This window comes from Vibrio syngnathi, from assembly GCF_002119525.1.
Taxonomy (GTDB): Bacteria; Pseudomonadota; Gammaproteobacteria; order Enterobacterales; family Vibrionaceae; genus Vibrio; species Vibrio syngnathi.
This window is the reverse complement of sequence record NZ_CP017916.1, coordinates 2,348,748-2,365,319: the sequence shown is the minus strand read 5'-3', so window position 1 is coordinate 2,365,319 and position 16,572 is coordinate 2,348,748. Positions and strand designations below refer to the sequence as shown.

Genomic DNA, 16,572 nt, shown 5'->3' with positions numbered 1-16,572 from the left:
TAGGGTAAAGAATTAGTCTTGATGTTGTAACAAATTTTTTAGTGCCGGCTCGATTCTTGAATAACTAAAGTTGAAGCCCATCTCAGTGAGTTTCTTCGGCTTGGAGCGAATGCTGTCAAATAGCAAACAAGATGATTCACCCATCAGAAGAGACATTGCCCATTTCGGCGTGAATAAGAAATGCGGTCGGCCTAATTGTTTAGCTAACGTGCTGCTGAATAGTTTGTTGGTGACAGGATGCGGAGCACACATGTTGAATTCCCCTTGAGCGTGAGGCATCGACAATAAGTGGTTGATGGCTCTCACCATATCCAGCATGTGAATCCAAGGCATGTATTGCTCGCCTGAGCCTAGTGGTCCGCCTACTCCTAGCTTGTAGGGCATTAGCATCTTCTTTAGCGCACCGCCATTTTCGCCGAGTACAATCCCTGTTCGTAGTAGTATCACTCGTGTATTGCTGGATTGTGCTCTCTTGGCTATCTCTTCCCAATGAGCGCAAACTTTGTGAGGAAAGCTTTCATCTTCTACTTGTAGTGATTCGTCAAACGGGTGTTGCTGTTGATCGCCATAGTAACCCACGGCTGAACCGCTAATAAAAGCTTTTGGCGGGTTGCTACTGGCATGAACTAACTCGACCAGTTTTTCGGTGATGTGCCAACGGCTATTACATATCCTTTCCTTTTGCTCTGCGCTCCAGCGCTTGTCGGCAATAGGCTCGCCTGCAAGGTTAACCACAACATCGAAGTCATTGAGGTCGCTCAGTTCATCAAGAGATAGAATGTAATGAAGGTTGTTTTGGTTGAGGTGATTTAGGTTTTGCTTTGCTTTTTCAGGACTCCGCGTCAGCAATGTTACGTCGTCAGTGTTCCAACTCTTGACCAGTTCAGAGCCAATAAATCCCGTACCACCTGTTAACAATATCTTCATACCAATCTCCCTGTTAAACATAATTATAGACATGGCTTGTTTTTAATCGCCAATCAATACGAAATAATCACTATAACGATCAGTTGGTTTCAATCGTGTGATGCCTAACTAACGGCGTATCAATTTACGAAAGAATGAAATTAAATTCACCGTGCTCGTATGTATACCTCTATCACACTTATGCATTTTACTCCGGTATGTTACCAACTGCGTAATATTTGTCACATAAGGAAAGATAAGGATTTGCCATGATTATTAGTAATTCATAATCAGACACAATTTCGACGACTAGGAGTTGCGATGACGGCAGTGCTTGCTTTGTTTCGAGCCATGTTAGGCAGCCTAAGAGATTTATTGCCGATCGTGGCGGTGATCGCTTTCTTCCAGCTTGCTGTTCTGCAAGAGCCACTCCCTCATCTTTTGTCTATTCTCACTGGCTTAGTACTGGTGGTCTTTGGGCTGACTTTCTTTATATTTGGCCTTGAAATGGGTCTATTTCCAATCGGAGAATCGATGGCTCAAGCATTCGCCCGCAAGGGGAGTGTGTTCTGGTTACTAACCTTTGCCTTTTGTTTGGGGTTTGGCACCACTATCGCGGAACCTGCTTTGACAGCCGTCGCTGCTGAAGCGGCAGAAGTAGCGGCTGAGGGCGGTGTTATTCCTAACTCGTTAGAGGAGATGGAGCACTACGCGAATGGCCTGCGTTTCACGGTGGCACTGTCGGTCGGTATCGCTATTTTACTTGGTGTGCTTCGGATCTTAAAAGGTTGGCCAATTCAGTACATGATCATCGGTGGTTATATTGGAGTGGTGGTGCTCACGGCATTTGCCCCGGAAAACATTATTGGGATTGCGTACGACTCTGGCGGCGTTACAACATCGACGATCACCGTTCCGTTAGTGACCGCATTAGGCGTAGGTTTAGCCTCGGCGATTAAAGGGCGAAACCCGATGATTGATGGCTTTGGATTGATCGCCTTTGCTTCACTTCTGCCGATGATGTTTGTGATGGTGGTGACATGATCAGTGCTCAGCAATTTCTCAATACTTTTTTAGGCACTGTGACGGATGTGATTCCGATTGCGGTGATCATCTTTGGTTTTCAATTAGCGGTGCTGCGTAAGCCAGTTAATAACCTAGCCAAAGTGTTGGTAGGTTTCTTTTACGTCATTCTTGGCTTATCGCTCTTTTTGATGGGGTTAGAGCTCGCGTTGTTTCCTTTGGGGGAGACAATGGCAATGCAATTGACCGAGCCAAGTTTTCTGACTGAATTTAAGATCAGTTCAGGCCTTACCTTAGTTTGGTTTGATTATTACTGGGTTTACCTTTTCGCGTTTTGTATTGGTTTCAGTACCACGATAGCCGAGCCCTCGTTGATTGCGGTAGCGATCAAGGCCAATCAAGTCTCTGGTGGCAGTATCAGCGTTAATGGGTTGAGGATCTCCGTGGCATTAGGCGTAGCGATTGGCATATCACTAGGGAGTTATCGCATCGTGGCTGGCGACCCTATTCATTACTACATCATTTTTGGCTATGTCATTGTGGTGATTCAAACCTTCTATGCACCCAAATTGATTATTCCATTAGCTTACGATTCCGGCGGTGTGACGACCTCAACGGTAACGGTTCCTTTAGTGACGGCACTTGGGTTGGGGCTCGCGTCAACGGTGCCTGGAAGAAACCCGGTGATCGATGGCTTTGGGTTGATTGCTTTCGCGAGCTTATTTCCAATTATATCCGTGATGGGGTATGCCCAAATAACGCAGTGGCTAAACCGATCACAATCCTCCAAGGAGAGCAAAGATGCGCTTTAAATTGATCTTAGCGTTTGTAGAAGAGAGCAAGACCGATATCGTGCTCGATGCCGCGCGTGACGCCGGCGCAACAGGGGCAACCGTGATTAACAACGCCAGAGGGCAGGGTTTAAACCAAAAACGCACCTTCTTTGGTTTAACGTTAGAGGTGCAAAAAGACGTGCTGCTGTTTGTCGTCGAGGAGCATCTAGCAAGGCATATTCTCGAAAGAATTAGTGAAGTGGGGGAGTTCGACCAAGAGTCAGGGCAAGGGATAGCAGTGCAAATCGATGTCGAAGATGCTGTAGGCGTTGCGCATCAAGTCGAGACGTTAACAAAGGTTGTGGAGGACGAGCTATGAGTACCAGTGAAAAGATCCGTGTGGCCGATGTAATGGCCAATACGTATGTGATTATCGATGGGCTAACCACGGTGTTGGAAGCGATAGAGATGGCGAAAAAGCACAAAGTAAAAGCCATCATTGTTGATAAACGCCACGAGGATGATGAGTATGGCATCGTGCTGATGAATGACATTGCCAAAAAAGTATTAGCTAAAAATCGTTCTCCCAAGCGAACCAACGTTTATGAAATTATGACTAAACCGGCTTTGAGTGTATCTGCTGATATGAACGTAAAGTATTGTGCTCGCTTGTTTGAACGTTTTGGTATCAGCCGGGCTCCTGTGGTCAGTGACCATAAAATAGTCGGTATGGTTAGTTACAATAATATCGTGATCAACGGTATGGCGAGAGATGACGTGTAGCCGTTAGATACGTACAATAGGCTCATAAATTTTATGGAGAAGTACGTGTGAAATTATTTTTTGCTTCAGACCTGCACGGTTCGCTGCCAGCAACAGAAAAAGTATTAGAGCTATACCAAGCATCTGGTGCGCAATATTTAGTGTTATTGGGTGACATTCTGAATCACGGGCCAAGAAACCCAATTCCAGAAGGATACAACCCGCCAGCGGTTGCAGAGAAGTTGAATGCGTTTTCTCAAGAGATCATTGCCGTTCGCGGCAACTGCGATAGTGAAGTGGATCAGGTGCTGTTGTCTTTTCCAATGATGATGGATTACTCGTGGGTACTATTAGAATCAGGTCAGCGTATCTTCCTAACGCATGGTCATTTGTATAATACCAATAAGCGCCCTGCGCTGAAGACGGGTGATATTATTGCACATGGTCATACCCATATTCCTGTCGCTGAATACCAAGATGACATATTCATCTTTAATCCTAGCTCGGTGACATTCCCACGAGAGGGACACGCGGCGAGTTATGGCATCTATGAACACAATACCTTCAAAGTTATTAGTCTTGAAGGTGATGTTCTCGTGAGTGGCCAGCTTTAAATCATTGGTTCGGCCGTGAGAAGGCTTATTTTGAGTCTACGTGGCCGAGGTCTCTGTCTGGAGCAATGATGTTTCGTACTCTTTGCTTCAGAACTTTAGCCTCAGGAAAGCCGCCGTCCGCTTTTCTTTCCCAAATCTGTATTCCATTACAAAAAACCTCAAATCGGCCTCCGGTATCTGGGTGTAAACTCACTTGCTCTATCTCTTCACTGAAAGTATGCAGTAACTCTTGGCATAACCAACTAGAACGAAGCATCCAATTGCATTGACGACAATAGTGTATAGCGATGGTTGCCTTGGTGATTGATGCACTTATCGAGCTTGGTTCTGTATTCATAGATACCCCTAAAAATTCTAAAACAGTAGTTTGATGTCAACAGTTAATAAAAAAGGGGCATCATGCCCCTTTCTATTGGTATATCGTTTAATGATATACAGTAAATCACTGTTGAGTTTTAGCTTAATCTGATTGTAGTTTGAGACAGTATTAGTTTGAGAATAACACCGTAGAACCATGATTTAGGCTAGTGAGCAGCAGTGCTTTCTGATTAATAATATCAATGCGTCGGCTTTGTTCTGCATCCATTTTAATCACTTGAGTGATCAGCTCGAGTTGCTCCTCTGAAAAGTCTTGTCGCTCAGCAGAAGTGACATCTTTAAACTCCGTTGGTGAAATCAGTAAGTAATTATCGTTAATATCCCACTGACCGGTTTCGGAAATATTGATGACGTTTGCGGGTGCAGTCTGAGTGCCATACAGTTTAACTACAGCCATTCTCAGATACGTACCGTTTGGCAAATACTTCGCATTCGATGATAGCTCAACCTTACGCAGTGGCCCGATTGAATCCTCTTGCTTGATATCGCTAATCAGAGTCACCATTTTCGATTGCCATTCGTGTTGCGTAAGCAAGCGTTCTATCTTTGCATCGCTGCCCCAGTATAACCAGCCGCTCAAGAAAGCAGAGATAACCAGTAAAATAATGGATAATTTTAATTTCATGTTACTGACCACCGTTACAAATGTCGTGTACATCCGACTGGTTTGCGTAAATTCTTAGAGTTACATTCTCGCTCGAGTAATCTTGAAGGTGAATATAGTTTAGAGCTAGATTGTTACCTTGTCCGCCTGTTGCAATCACCTCAGCCGGCTTTAGCATGCCAGTGTGGCTGGTGTTGTAACGCAATACACATTTCTCTATCGCTGGCAACCAACTTGTGAGAGTTGGGTGGTTAATTGGTGTTTGAACTTTGACACCATCAACGTCAGCCAATGTTCGGAACTCGGACTCAGCTGGGCTCTTTAACGTTAAAATGAGAATTGGCATGAGGAAAGCGACAAGCAACATTCCGAACGTTAACCATTTATTCGAACTTTCATCTTTAGGTTTAACCTGATTGGTTACTGGCTCGACTCCGACATGATTTTCTTGAGCCTTTGCAGTTGGCTCTGGATCAATAGTTTCAGTGATGGTTTCTTCAGCTAAAGTGGTATTCGCAAACGTTAAGATCGGCTCTACGTCACTTTCTGAAATTTCACCTGTTACTGGCTGATCATTTGATGACAGTGGTGCTGAACGTTCAACCGTCGCTATAAATTGGTAACCGCGCTTTGGTACAGTTTTTACGAATTCTGGAGATTTGGTCGAGTCCTTGAGCATCTTTCTCAGGGTCGATACTGCTTGCGTTAAGCTGGAGTCATCCACCTCAAAGCCTTGGTCTCGCCAAACATATTCGTGCAATTCGTTACGAGTGATAACTTCATTGGGTCTTTCTGACAGCATAAGGAGAATGCGGCTTTCGTTGCTGCCTAAGCGCACGACTTCACCGTCGCTCATCTGATCAACAAGTGAGTTGCTATTTGGGTCGAATACGAACCGCTGTGCGAGAATAAACTTTGTGCCGATATTGCTCATTGAACTCTTCTATTTTGGATGACTTGGGGTGCGAAATAGACAAATCTCAGGTGAAGTTCTGCTAATTCTTCACCAAATCATGACTTCTTTTATGTTCTTTTATATTTATAACACTCAAGGATAATAAAAACAGATCAAAAAAACAGTGTTTTTATGCTTTTTGACCTTGAATTTACATTTGTCATCCTCATGTTAATGAACATAAGAGTGGCATAATGTGTAACGCCCCTGTGGTTATTCAACATAAAGTATAGATGTTTTGGAGTAAAAATGAGCGAAACGGCAACGCAAAATAAAGAGACTCGTGGCTTTCAATCTGAAGTAAAACAACTACTTCATCTAATGATTCACTCACTGTATTCAAATAAAGAAATCTTTCTACGTGAGCTGATCTCTAACGCATCTGATGCGGCTGATAAGCTTCGTTTTCAAGCGCTATCAAATGGTGACCTTTACCAAGGTGACGCTGATTTAGGTGTAAAACTTTCGTTCAATGCTGAAGCGAATACTTTAACGATCTCTGATAACGGCATCGGCATGAGCCGTGACAACGTTATTGAGCATTTAGGTACGATTGCTAAATCGGGTACTGCAGACTTTTTCTCAAAGCTGTCTGAAGACCAAAGCAAAGACTCTCAATTGATTGGTCAATTTGGTGTGGGTTTCTATTCTGCATTTATCGTTGCAGACGCAGTGACTGTTCGTACACGAGCGGCTGGACTTGCTAATGATCAAGCTGTGCAATGGCATTCTGCTGGCGAAGGCGATTACACCATTGAAGATATCACGAAAGAATCTCGTGGTACTGACATCATTCTCCACATGCGCGAAGACGGTAAAGAATTCCTAAATGAGTGGCGTCTACGTGAAGTGATTGGTAAATATTCTGATCACATCGGCATTCCTGTTTCTATCTTTACAGCTGTGAAAGATGACGAAGGTAAAGACACCGAAGAGAAGCATTGGGAACAGATTAACAAAGCTCAAGCGCTTTGGACTCGTAATAAATCTGATATCGAGAAAGAAGAGTACCAAGAGTTTTACAAGCACGTATCTCACGACTTTGCTGATCCACTAACCTGGAGCCACAACAAAGTTGAAGGTAAGAACGATTACACAAGCCTGCTTTACATTCCTGCAAAAGCACCTTGGGACATGATGAACCGTGACCACAAGAGCGGACTAAAACTTTACGTGCAACGCGTGTTCATTATGGATGACGCAGAGCAGTTCATGCCATCTTACATGCGTTTCGTTCGCGGCTTGATTGATTCAAACGATCTGCCACTGAACGTGTCTCGTGAAATTCTGCAAGATAACAAGGTAACCCAGTCTCTTCGTGGCGCGTGTACTAAGCGTGTACTGACTATGCTTGAGCGCATGGCGAAGAATGACAATGATAAATACCTAGAGTTTTGGAAAGAGTTCGGCCTAGTCTTGAAAGAAGGCCCTGCTGAAGACATGGCGAACAAAGAGAAGATCGCTGGTCTACTTCGTTTCTCGTCAACGGAAGTGGATTCTGCTGATCAAACCATCAGCCTAGCATCTTACGTTGAACGCATGAAAGAAGGCCAAGACAAGATTTACTACCTAACAGCAGATAGCTACGCTGCTGCTAAGAACAGCCCACACTTGGAGCAGTTCAAAGCGAAAGGTATTGAAGTCGTTCTAATGTACGATCGTATTGATGAGTACGTAATGAACTACCTGACTGATTTTGATGGTAAGCAGTTCCAATCGATCACTAAAGCAGGCTTAGACCTAAGCAAGTTTGAAGGTGAAGAAGAGAAAGAGAAGCAAAAAGAGACAGAAGAAGAGTTTAAATCTGTTGTTGAGCGTACTCAATCTTACCTAGGTGGTCGTGTTAAAGAAGTTCGTACAACCTTCAAGCTAGCCGCAACGCCTGCGGTTGTTGTGACTGACGACTTCGAAATGGGTACGCAAATGGCTAAGCTTCTTGAAGCTGCGGGTCAAGCCGCACCGGAAGTTAAGTACATCTTTGAGATTAACCCTGAGCACGCACTTGTGAAACAGATGGCTGATGAAGCGGATGAGCAAGCGTTCGGCCGTTGGGTTGAGTTACTCCTTGGCCAAGCTATGCTAGCTGAAAAAGGCTCAATGGAAGATCCATCACAATTCTTAGGTGCAATCAACGAACTACTGACAAAACGTTAGTAGTTCGACTTTGGGCTAAGCTCATAATCATACTTAAAAGCTCGCTAATGCGGGCTTTTTTTATGAACGTCGCTTAACTTCATCGAAATGCAGCTAAAGTCGCTAACAAGACAAGCGCAAACGCTGTCGATACATTCTTTAGTCTTAATTTAAGCAAAATTGAATATTAATGTGATAGAATGCTCGACCTAATCAGCTGGTACTATGAACCTATCGTCTCCAGTTGTATGATTTTTAAACGTTATACCGAAACTTACCGTTTTGCTTCTGTTTACAGTTGTGCTTAGCCTCAGTTGTTACCTAACCTCTCTTGTTTGACCTAAATTAAACCAGAAAGGCGGGATAGTGAGCTTCGGTATAAATCATAATTTTTATAAGAGGATTAAACATGCGCATCATTCTTCTAGGTGCTCCTGGCGCGGGTAAAGGTACTCAAGCTAACTTCATCATGAACAAATTTGGTATCCCTCAAATTTCAACTGGTGACATGCTACGTGCTGCTATCAAAGCGGGTACTGAGCTTGGTAAGCAAGCAAAATCAGTAATCGACGCGGGTCAGCTAGTTTCTGATGAAATTATCCTTGGTCTTATCAAAGAGCGTATCGCTCAAGATGACTGTGAGAAAGGTTTCCTACTAGACGGTTTCCCACGCACAATCCCTCAAGCTGATGGCCTAAAAGAAATGGGCATCGCAGTAGACTACGTTGTTGAATTCGACGTAGCTGACGATGTGATTGTTGAGCGTATGGCTGGTCGTCGTGCTCACCTTCCTTCTGGTCGTACATACCACAATGTGTACAACCCACCTAAAGAAGAAGGTAAAGATGACATCACTGGCGAAGATCTAGTTGTACGTGATGACGACAAAGAAGAAACAGTTCGTGCACGTCTAGGCGTATACCACGATCAAACAGCTCCGCTTATCTCTTACTACGGTAAAGAAGCTGAAGCAGGTAACACTAAGTACCTTAAGTTCGATGGTACTAAGCAAGTTGCTGAAGTTAGTGCAGAACTTGAGAAAGCACTAGCATAATTGGCTAACAGCCAGTTTTAGAATTTGATATATTGGAAGCGACCTTTAAGGTCGCTTTTTTTTATTTTAATTTTTAGTACGATACCAATCTAGATAAATTCGGTTGCGCGTAATTCAAGGTTGTTCTGCTTTGAAGAGGACGAAATGCAGTCGAGAGTTAATATTGTGATGCCTCATGCGAAGAATGATTATTCAAACATTTGGTAGCGGCAATGATCTTAAACTTATGCAGATTAGTATATTACTTTCCAGAAAATCACACATTGGTCTCAGGTAGCTATGGAAAATAATAAAAAGCAGGGCGTTTTACTGGTGAACTTAGGAACACCAGATTCGGCGACTCCTGCTGGCGTTCGTCGATTTTTGAGTGAATTCTTACACGACAAGCGAGTGGTAAACCTAACGCGTTGGCTTTGGTGTCCTATTTTACATGGGGTGATCTTACCGATTAGAGCGCCTAAAGTCGCTAAGCTGTATCAGTCAGTTTGGATGGATGAGGGCTCACCACTGCTTGTTTACTCACAACGACAAGTTGAAAAGTTACAACAAAAACTCGACATGCCGGTTGCTCTTGGTATGACTTATGGCAACCCAAGTCTTAAGACAGGTGTTGAACAGTTGATGGAACAGGGCGTTGAAGACATCATCGTACTGCCTTTATATCCTCAGTACTCGGGCACAACCACAGCGGCTGTTTCTGATGGTTTAACCAAAGCCTTTAAGCAAATGCCGGTGATACCGAGTTATCGCTTTATTCGCGACTACTACGCACACCCAGGTTACGCAAAAGCATTGGCTGAAAGCGTACGTAGCCACTGGGACAAAAATGGTAGAGCCGATCATCTAGTCTGTTCTTTCCACGGTATTCCGAAGCGACTCGCTGATGAAGGTGACATCTATCCTCAGCATTGTGAAGCGACGACAAAACTGCTTGCTGCAGAGTTGGGCTTAGCAGAAGACGATATTACGATGACATACCAGTCTCGGTTTGGTCGGGAAGAGTGGTTGAAGCCTTATACAGATGAAACTCTTGAATTACTGCCGAGCAAAGGTATCAAGAAGATCGATATTATGGCGCCTGCATTCTCGGTGGATTGTTTAGAAACGTTAGAAGAGATTTCTGACCAGTGTAAAGAGACGTTCATTGACGCTGGTGGTTCGGACTTTAGCTACATCATGTGTCTTAACGATAGAGACTCACACATCGATATGATGGCAGAGTTAGTGGCGCAGTATCGTTAATTACGATCTAGCCTAAACCGTAAGGCGCATGAGACAAAAAACAAAAGGGCTGCTCATTGAGCAGCCCTTTTTGATCTTGATGTTTCTTTTTGAAATAGATCTAGATATTAAGCAACAGAAGTTTCTGCTTTTGGCTCTACTTCAAGCATCATGTTGGTTTCTACACCATGCATCCATGATACGAGTTTACCTGCGCAAAGAAGCAGTAATATGCCACTCACCGTTGCGGTAATCGCAATACCACTGAAAATAGACATTGCCCCAAGCTCACCAACGTGTGAACCAACAAGGCCTGCGACATAGTTTGCAACCGCATTGAAGCCAAACCATGCACCCATCATTAACGATGCTAGACGAAGCGGAGCTAACTTAGTGACCAACGACAGGCCAATAGGAGATAGACAAAGCTCACCTAGGGTATGGAAGAAGAACGCACCGACTAACCAAAGCATTGATGTTTTGACTTCTAAGTCGCCGCCTTGCTCCATTACTGCACCCATCATGCACACAAAGCCTAAGGCTAAGAAGAATAATGCCATAGCAAATTTTACTGGCGAGTTTGGCTCACGTTTACCAAGCTTAACCCAAAATGCAGCAATGATTGGTGCAAGTGTAATGATGAAGAACGGGTTTAAAGATTGGAACCATGCCGCTGGGACTTCAAAGTCACCAATCATGCGGTCAGTATATTGCTGAGTGTAGATATTCATCAGACCGCCAGCTTGTTCAAAGCCCGCCCAGAAAACAATCACGAATAGCCCCATAACCAGAATAACTTTCAGTCGGTCGAACTCTTCTTTTGTTAGTGGCGTTTTCTCTTGAGATTTGTTCAGCGCTTTTGCACGTGCAGCTGCAGGTACTGAGCCTATGTTGCCTAACCAAGACTGAGCCATTGTCATTTGCATGATCAAGCTAATAACCATACCAATACCTGCGGCTAAGAAACCTGCTTTCCAACCGAAAGAGTCGACTGCAGCGCCTGAAATTAAGCCACCTAGTAATGCACCTAAGTTGATGCCCATGTAGAAAATGGTGAAAGCACCATCACGACGGTTATCGCCTTCTTGGTACAGATCGCCAACCATGGTTGAGATGTTTGGCTTAAACATACCGTTACCACTGATTAGCAGCGCTAAACCAAGGTAAAGAGCGTTTACTTGGTCTAAACCGATGAAACCGTTAGGTAGAGCCAGTGTAAATTGGCCGAGTGCCATTAATACACCGCCAACTAGGATCGATTTACGTTGCCCTAAGTAGTTATCGGCAATCCAGCCGCCGATTAATGGCGTGATGTAGACTAAGCCAGTATAAATACCGTAGAGATCAAGTGCGTCTTTCGTTGACCAACCAAGTCCACCGTTGAGGGTAGTGTCAGTCAAAAATAAAACAAGGATGGCACGCATCGCGTAGTAGGAGAATCGTTCCCATAGCTCTGTGCTAAAAAGTAGAAATAGGCCTCTAGGGTGGCCAAAGATGTTGTGATTGCTTGGCATAAGTTTTACTAATTTTAGGTATTAAAAGATTTTATAGTTATTCATGTATACACAGTGGAGTAAAAGTCTGCAATAGACCCATTTTGTGGTCACGATAACTTATTTTTACTAAAGTGTTGATATTAAATGCATTTACTTTCAATGTGGCCCATTTCACTTGTGCTGCAAACTAATTTTCCATATTTGACCTGGTTGGTTAGTGACCTTTTTAAAGACCCTATCCCATAAAAATGTTTAGATCTATTGGCCTAGCCTATCGTTATGATCTTTAAGGGAATGCCATTCTTATTATTTGATATATACATATGCTTACATCAACGATGTCTTTTGATCTCTTAATGTTCCCTGTACAATGTCTGACCAAATTTTCTACCTACTACTTTGGTTGGTAAGTTTGTCTGTTACGCGTAATCTCACGCTTATTAGGACTCATTTATTAACGGCGATTCAATCGTTTTAGGCATGTGGTAAAATATCTAAAAATATAAAATGGCTAGTTAAATGAAACGTTGGTATTTGCTTTACTGTAAGCGTGGTGATCAAAAACGCGCTCAACAGCACTTAGAGAATCAAGGGGTAGAGTGTTTTTACCCTCAAATAGAAGTCAAAAAGGTGGTGAGAGGGAAAGAGAAGCAGGTTCAAGAGCCGCTGTTCCCATCTTATATCTTTGTTCGTTTTGATTATGAGCAAGGCCCTAGTTTTACGACGGTTCGTTCAACCCGTGGTGTTGTCGACTTTATTAAGTTCGGTGCAAGGCCGTATGAAGTCCAAGGTGATTTGATTTTTGAGCTCAAAGAGTTCGAGAAGTGCTACAGTCACGAAGTTGAAGATTGCTGTACTGAGTTTAAGACAGGGCAAGTTGTCAAAATTAACAGTGGCCAGTTTGCGGGGGTTGAGGCTATTTTCGATCAGAAAGATGGCGAAGCTCGATCCATTATGCTCGTAAAAATGATCAGCCAAGTGGTTCCTATCAGTATTGAGAATGAAGCACTACAAGCTCACGTATAAGTGAAGTACTAAAAAGTAAAACAGGCTTAAAACAAAAAGGCGCATAATGCGCCTTTTTTAGTCTTTAGCATTTATTCAAACGCTATGATTCGATATTTCTTAGTAAGAGTCGTTATGAACTGCTTGTACAGCACGACCTGAAGGGTCTACACAGTTTTTGAATGATTCATCCCATTCAATCGCTTTTGCTGATGAGCACGCAACTGATGGACCGCCAGGTACACATTCCGCCGCTGATTTTAGAGGGAATAGCTCTTCAAAGATTTCGCGGTAAGCGTAACCTTCTTTGGTTGTCGGTGTGTTGTAAGGGAAACGGAACTGAGCAGCTTCCATTTGTTGATCCGTTACTTTTTCTTCAGCTGTTGCTTTCAATGTGTCAATCCAGTCGTAACCCACACCATCAGAGAACTGCTCTTTTTGGCGCCATGCGATCGAATCTGGCAGGTAGTCTTCAAAACACTCTCGTAGGATGTGTTTCTCCATTTTACCGTTGCCACACATCTTGTCTTCTGGGTTCAGACGCATAGCGACGTCGATGAACTCTTTGTCCAAGAATGGTACACGGCCTTCAACGCCCCACGCTGCCAATGATTTGTTTGCGCGAGCACAATCGAACATGCTTAGAGCAAGCAGTTTACGTACTGTCTCTTCGTGGAACTCTTTTGCATTTGGCGCTTTATGGAAGTACAGGTAACCACCAAAGATCTCATCAGCACCTTCGCCAGACAATACCATTTTGATGCCCATTGCTTTGATCTTACGAGCTAGCAAGTACATCGGTGTTGAAGCACGGATGGTTGTTACATCATAAGTTTCAATGTGGTAGATAACATCACGGATGGCATCTAAGCCTTCCTGAATGGTGTAAGTCATCTCATGGTGCACAGTGCCGATCTTGTCAGCAACTTCACGTGCAGCGATCAGATCAGGTGCGTTTTCTAGACCAACAGCAAATGAGTGCAGTTGTGGCCACCAAGCTTCAGATTGCTCGTCATCTTCAATACGCATTGCTGCGAAACGTTTAGCCACTGCAGAAGTGATTGATGAATCAAGACCACCAGAAAGAAGTACACCGTAAGGCACGTCAGTCATCAGTTGACGCTTAACCGCAGCTTCTAGTGCTTCAGTCAGTTCTTCTTTGCTTGTGCTGTTGCCTTGAACGGCTGCGTATTCGTTCCAATCACGGATGTAGTAGCGTTGAGGCTCTGCATCTTTTGAAGAGTAGAAGCTACCAGGAGGGAACTCGCTGATGGTTTTACATACAGGAACTAATGCTTTCATTTCTGAAGCAACGTAATAGTTACCGTGCTCATCGTAGCCTTGGTAAAGCGGGATGATACCGATGTGGTCACGACCCACTAGATATTCATCTTTTTCTTCGTCGTATAAAACGAAAGCGAAAATACCGTTAAGCTCTTCTAAAAGGTCTGCGCCCATTTCTTGGTATAACGCTAGGATAACTTCACAGTCAGAATCAGTCTGGAACTGGTATTTATCTTCATAGCGAGCGCGAATTTCTTTGTGGTTATAAATTTCGCCGTTCACTGCAAGAATGTGCTTTTTGTCTTGGCTGTATAGTGGTTGTGCACCACTGTTCAGACCAACGATAGCCAAGCGCTCGTGAGCAAGAATTGCTTTTTCACCAGCATAGATACCAGACCAGTCTGGACCACGGTGACGAAGCTTTTTAGACATTTCTAAAGCAATAGGGCGAAGTGCTGCGGCATCACTTTTAATGTCGAGAATGCCAAATACTGAACACATAGAACTTCCTTTTAAATAATTTCTAAATCAACTGCATTCAATTTGCCATTCTGGCTAAAAAAAGCAACCGAATGTGAGCAAAAAAATAATATAAAGGGGTTTATGTTAGAAATTATCTAATTTTAAGGTTGTTTTGGTGATTGATGTCTAGTTTCGGTTGGTTTTTTAAACAAAAACCTCTCAAAAGTGCAAAAGAACAGCAATCTTGAGAGGTTAACTCGATAATGTTTAAGACTAGATCTTATTGATATTTGGGTTTAATTGCTCACATACGTGTCGAGCAAAACCACTCCCAGCTTCACTGTAAATGTTGAATGCCGCATCGACACCATTCTCTTTCAATGTCTCTAGCTGGTCGGAGTATTCAGCAATAGCTGCGATTTGACCTTTAAAATCACGTGATTTTAACTGTTCTAAGGCTGTTTGATTACCTTGGTGATGAGGCATCGCCAAGATAACTAGTTTTACATTTGCTGTGTCTAAGATTCGTTCCCAGAAATCCGGGTCAGTTGCATCGCCAGAAATAACGTTTCTTCCAAGGCTTCTGTGGTTGTGTGCTGCTTCTTCACGAACTTCGACACCTAAACTCACTTTGCCGTAGCGTGAGCGTAATTCGTCGTAGGCACCAGTGCCAATGCGTCCCATACCAAGAATAAGCACTTGTGCGCGACCCGGGTCAATTCGTTTGTCACGTTGGTGAAGCTTCTCAGCAGCGTGCTCTTTTAACCAGCGACCTGATTGTTGATAAAGTTTGTGACCCGCTTTGTTGAGAGGTGCAGCGATTAAGAACGACAATGAAACGGCAATCGCCACTGCCACCAAGATGTCGCCAGACATCCAGCCCATCTTAAAAGCAAGGCCACCGACGATGAGGCCAAACTCACTGTAGTTAAACAGTGACAAAGAAGTGAGTAGGGAGGTTCGAACACGGAACTTGAATCGGTTGAGTACTAAGAAGTACAGAACGCCTTTTACTGGGAGTAGCAATAAGAACAATACTGCGAGCATAAAACCCTGAATAGTTGGCTGTTCTGACAAGCCAATATTCAAGAAGAAGCAGACGAGGAAAAGCTCTTTGAGGTTAAACAGCGATTTCGACAGCTCTGAAGCTTTTGGGTGACCGGCTAACAACATACCTAGGATTAGGGCACCTAAGTCTGGTTTAACGCCTACAAACTGGAACAAGCCAGCACCAACAACTAACGCGAAGAAGATGCCGAACAGCACCAACATTTCACCGTGCCCAACCCAATCGAGGATTTTGTAGAACAACGGACGAAAGAATGGCAAAGCGAACAGTGCAATGGCGTACCACTCTGGAATTTTGCCTGTCGATGCAGTTAAGAATACGACAGCAAAGATATCTTGCATGACCAGAATGCCAATCGCTAGTGTGCCATAGGTCGCATTCATCTCCCCTTTTTCTTGCAGTGATTTAACCGCGAATACGGTACTCGAGAATGAAAGAGCAAAACCGAGAAGTACGATCTGTTCTATCGACATGGCTGCCAGAGATGAAATACCTAGGAACTTAAAACCAAATAGAGCGGTTGCAAAAAACAGAGTGGATAAAAGATTGTGGATTGTTGCGCCAGCCCAGATCTCTTTAGAGAGTAGGGTTTTGATGTCCAGCTTTAAGCCAATAGTAAATAAGAGAAGGGTGACACCAAGGTCAGCCAAAGTAATGATGGTGTCATTGGTTTCAAAGCCAAGGGCATAAAGCCCGAAACCTGCAACCAAAAAACCAACTAATGGGGGGAGGTGGCATTTTAAAGCAATAAATCCTGCGATAAACGCAGTGGATATTAATATAAGTTCCATAACTTGTAGTAGTAGTTCCCTAGCTTAAAAAAACGGGCCGTG

General features: G+C 43.6%; 16 protein-coding genes. 9 read left to right on the top strand and 7 right to left on the bottom strand.

Going from position 1 to position 16,572, the window contains the following annotated elements:
- Positions 1-12 precede the first annotated feature (12 nt).
- The gene (locus K08M4_RS10740) at positions 13-927 is read right to left on the bottom strand and encodes a TIGR01777 family oxidoreductase (protein ID WP_086049850.1); all 915 of its coding nucleotides are present in this window, start codon (positions 925-927) and stop codon (positions 13-15) included.
- A 300-nt stretch (positions 928-1,227) separates the two neighbouring features.
- Here K08M4_RS10740 and K08M4_RS10735 point away from each other — a divergent pair, with 300 nt between their 5' ends.
- Genes K08M4_RS10735 through yfcE form a run of 5 tightly spaced genes read left to right on the top strand, consistent with a single transcriptional unit; the run spans position 1,228 to position 4,078 of the window.
- A complete protein-coding gene (locus K08M4_RS10735) occupies positions 1,228-1,950 on the top strand; it encodes a DUF1538 domain-containing protein (RefSeq protein ID WP_086049849.1) in 723 nt (240 codons plus the stop codon).
- Positions 1,947-2,741 carry a DUF1538 domain-containing protein gene (locus K08M4_RS10730; RefSeq protein ID WP_086049848.1) on the top strand — a complete coding sequence of 265 codons (795 nt, stop codon included), beginning with the start codon at positions 1,947-1,949 and terminating at the stop codon, positions 2,739-2,741. The genes K08M4_RS10735 and K08M4_RS10730 overlap by 4 nt, the downstream gene beginning before the upstream one ends.
- Entirely contained in the window at positions 2,731-3,081 is a 351-nt protein-coding gene (locus tag K08M4_RS10725) for a P-II family nitrogen regulator (protein WP_004734245.1), read from the top strand. Before K08M4_RS10730 ends, K08M4_RS10725 begins: the two co-directional genes overlap by 11 nt.
- Positions 3,078-3,485: a CBS domain-containing protein gene (locus K08M4_RS10720; RefSeq protein ID WP_086049847.1), complete on the top strand. Its 408-nt coding sequence runs from the start codon at positions 3,078-3,080 to the stop codon at positions 3,483-3,485. The genes K08M4_RS10725 and K08M4_RS10720 overlap by 4 nt, the downstream gene beginning before the upstream one ends.
- 47 nt (positions 3,486-3,532) lie before the next feature.
- Positions 3,533-4,078, top strand: coding sequence for a phosphodiesterase (gene yfcE / locus K08M4_RS10715; RefSeq protein ID WP_086049846.1), 546 nt, complete (start codon positions 3,533-3,535; stop codon positions 4,076-4,078).
- Positions 4,079-4,103: 25 nt separating this feature from the next.
- On the opposite strand, the gene K08M4_RS10710 is transcribed toward yfcE, so the two are convergent.
- From K08M4_RS10710 to K08M4_RS10700, 3 genes are all read right to left on the bottom strand, one after another.
- The gene (locus tag K08M4_RS10710; RefSeq protein ID WP_198299286.1) at positions 4,104-4,415 is read right to left on the bottom strand and encodes an Rdx family protein; all 312 of its coding nucleotides are present in this window, start codon (positions 4,413-4,415) and stop codon (positions 4,104-4,106) included.
- Positions 4,416-4,565: 150 nt separating this feature from the next.
- Entirely contained in the window at positions 4,566-5,081 is a 516-nt protein-coding gene (locus tag K08M4_RS10705) for a regulatory protein ToxS (RefSeq protein ID WP_009847344.1), read from the bottom strand.
- A 1-nt stretch (position 5,082) separates the two neighbouring features.
- On the bottom strand, positions 5,083-5,994 hold the full coding sequence (locus K08M4_RS10700) for a transcriptional regulator (RefSeq protein ID WP_086049845.1): 912 nt from the start codon (positions 5,992-5,994) through the stop codon (positions 5,083-5,085).
- A gap of 270 nt (positions 5,995-6,264) precedes the next feature.
- Between K08M4_RS10700 and htpG the strand changes: the two genes are divergently transcribed.
- From htpG to hemH, 3 genes are all read left to right on the top strand, one after another.
- Positions 6,265-8,169, top strand: coding sequence for a molecular chaperone HtpG (htpG, locus tag K08M4_RS10695; RefSeq protein WP_086049844.1), 1,905 nt, complete (start codon positions 6,265-6,267; stop codon positions 8,167-8,169).
- A gap of 388 nt (positions 8,170-8,557) precedes the next feature.
- On the top strand, positions 8,558-9,202 hold the full coding sequence (gene adk, locus K08M4_RS10690) for an adenylate kinase (RefSeq protein ID WP_086049843.1): 645 nt from the start codon (positions 8,558-8,560) through the stop codon (positions 9,200-9,202).
- A 279-nt stretch (positions 9,203-9,481) separates the two neighbouring features.
- Positions 9,482-10,444, top strand: coding sequence for a ferrochelatase (gene hemH / locus K08M4_RS10685; RefSeq protein ID WP_086049842.1), 963 nt, complete (start codon positions 9,482-9,484; stop codon positions 10,442-10,444).
- 107 nt (positions 10,445-10,551) lie between these two features.
- Here the strand turns inward: hemH and K08M4_RS10680 are convergent, their stop codons facing one another.
- Entirely contained in the window at positions 10,552-11,937 is a 1,386-nt protein-coding gene (locus K08M4_RS10680) for a peptide MFS transporter (protein WP_086049841.1), read from the bottom strand.
- Between the two features lie 501 nt (positions 11,938-12,438).
- Between K08M4_RS10680 and rfaH the strand changes: the two genes are divergently transcribed.
- Positions 12,439-12,945 (top strand): transcription/translation regulatory transformer protein RfaH, encoded by a 507-nt coding sequence (gene rfaH, locus K08M4_RS10675; protein ID WP_086049840.1) that lies wholly within the window; start codon positions 12,439-12,441, stop codon positions 12,943-12,945.
- Positions 12,946-13,044: 99 nt separating this feature from the next.
- On the opposite strand, the gene asnB is transcribed toward rfaH, so the two are convergent.
- Both asnB and K08M4_RS10665 read right to left on the bottom strand, forming a co-directional pair.
- Positions 13,045-14,709, bottom strand: a complete 1,665-nt coding sequence (gene asnB, locus K08M4_RS10670) for an asparagine synthase B (RefSeq protein ID WP_086049839.1) — start codon at positions 14,707-14,709, stop codon at positions 13,045-13,047.
- A gap of 234 nt (positions 14,710-14,943) precedes the next feature.
- A complete protein-coding gene (locus tag K08M4_RS10665; RefSeq protein WP_086049838.1) occupies positions 14,944-16,530 on the bottom strand; it encodes a cation:proton antiporter family protein in 1,587 nt (528 codons plus the stop codon).
- Between the last annotated feature and the right edge of the window lie 42 nt (positions 16,531-16,572).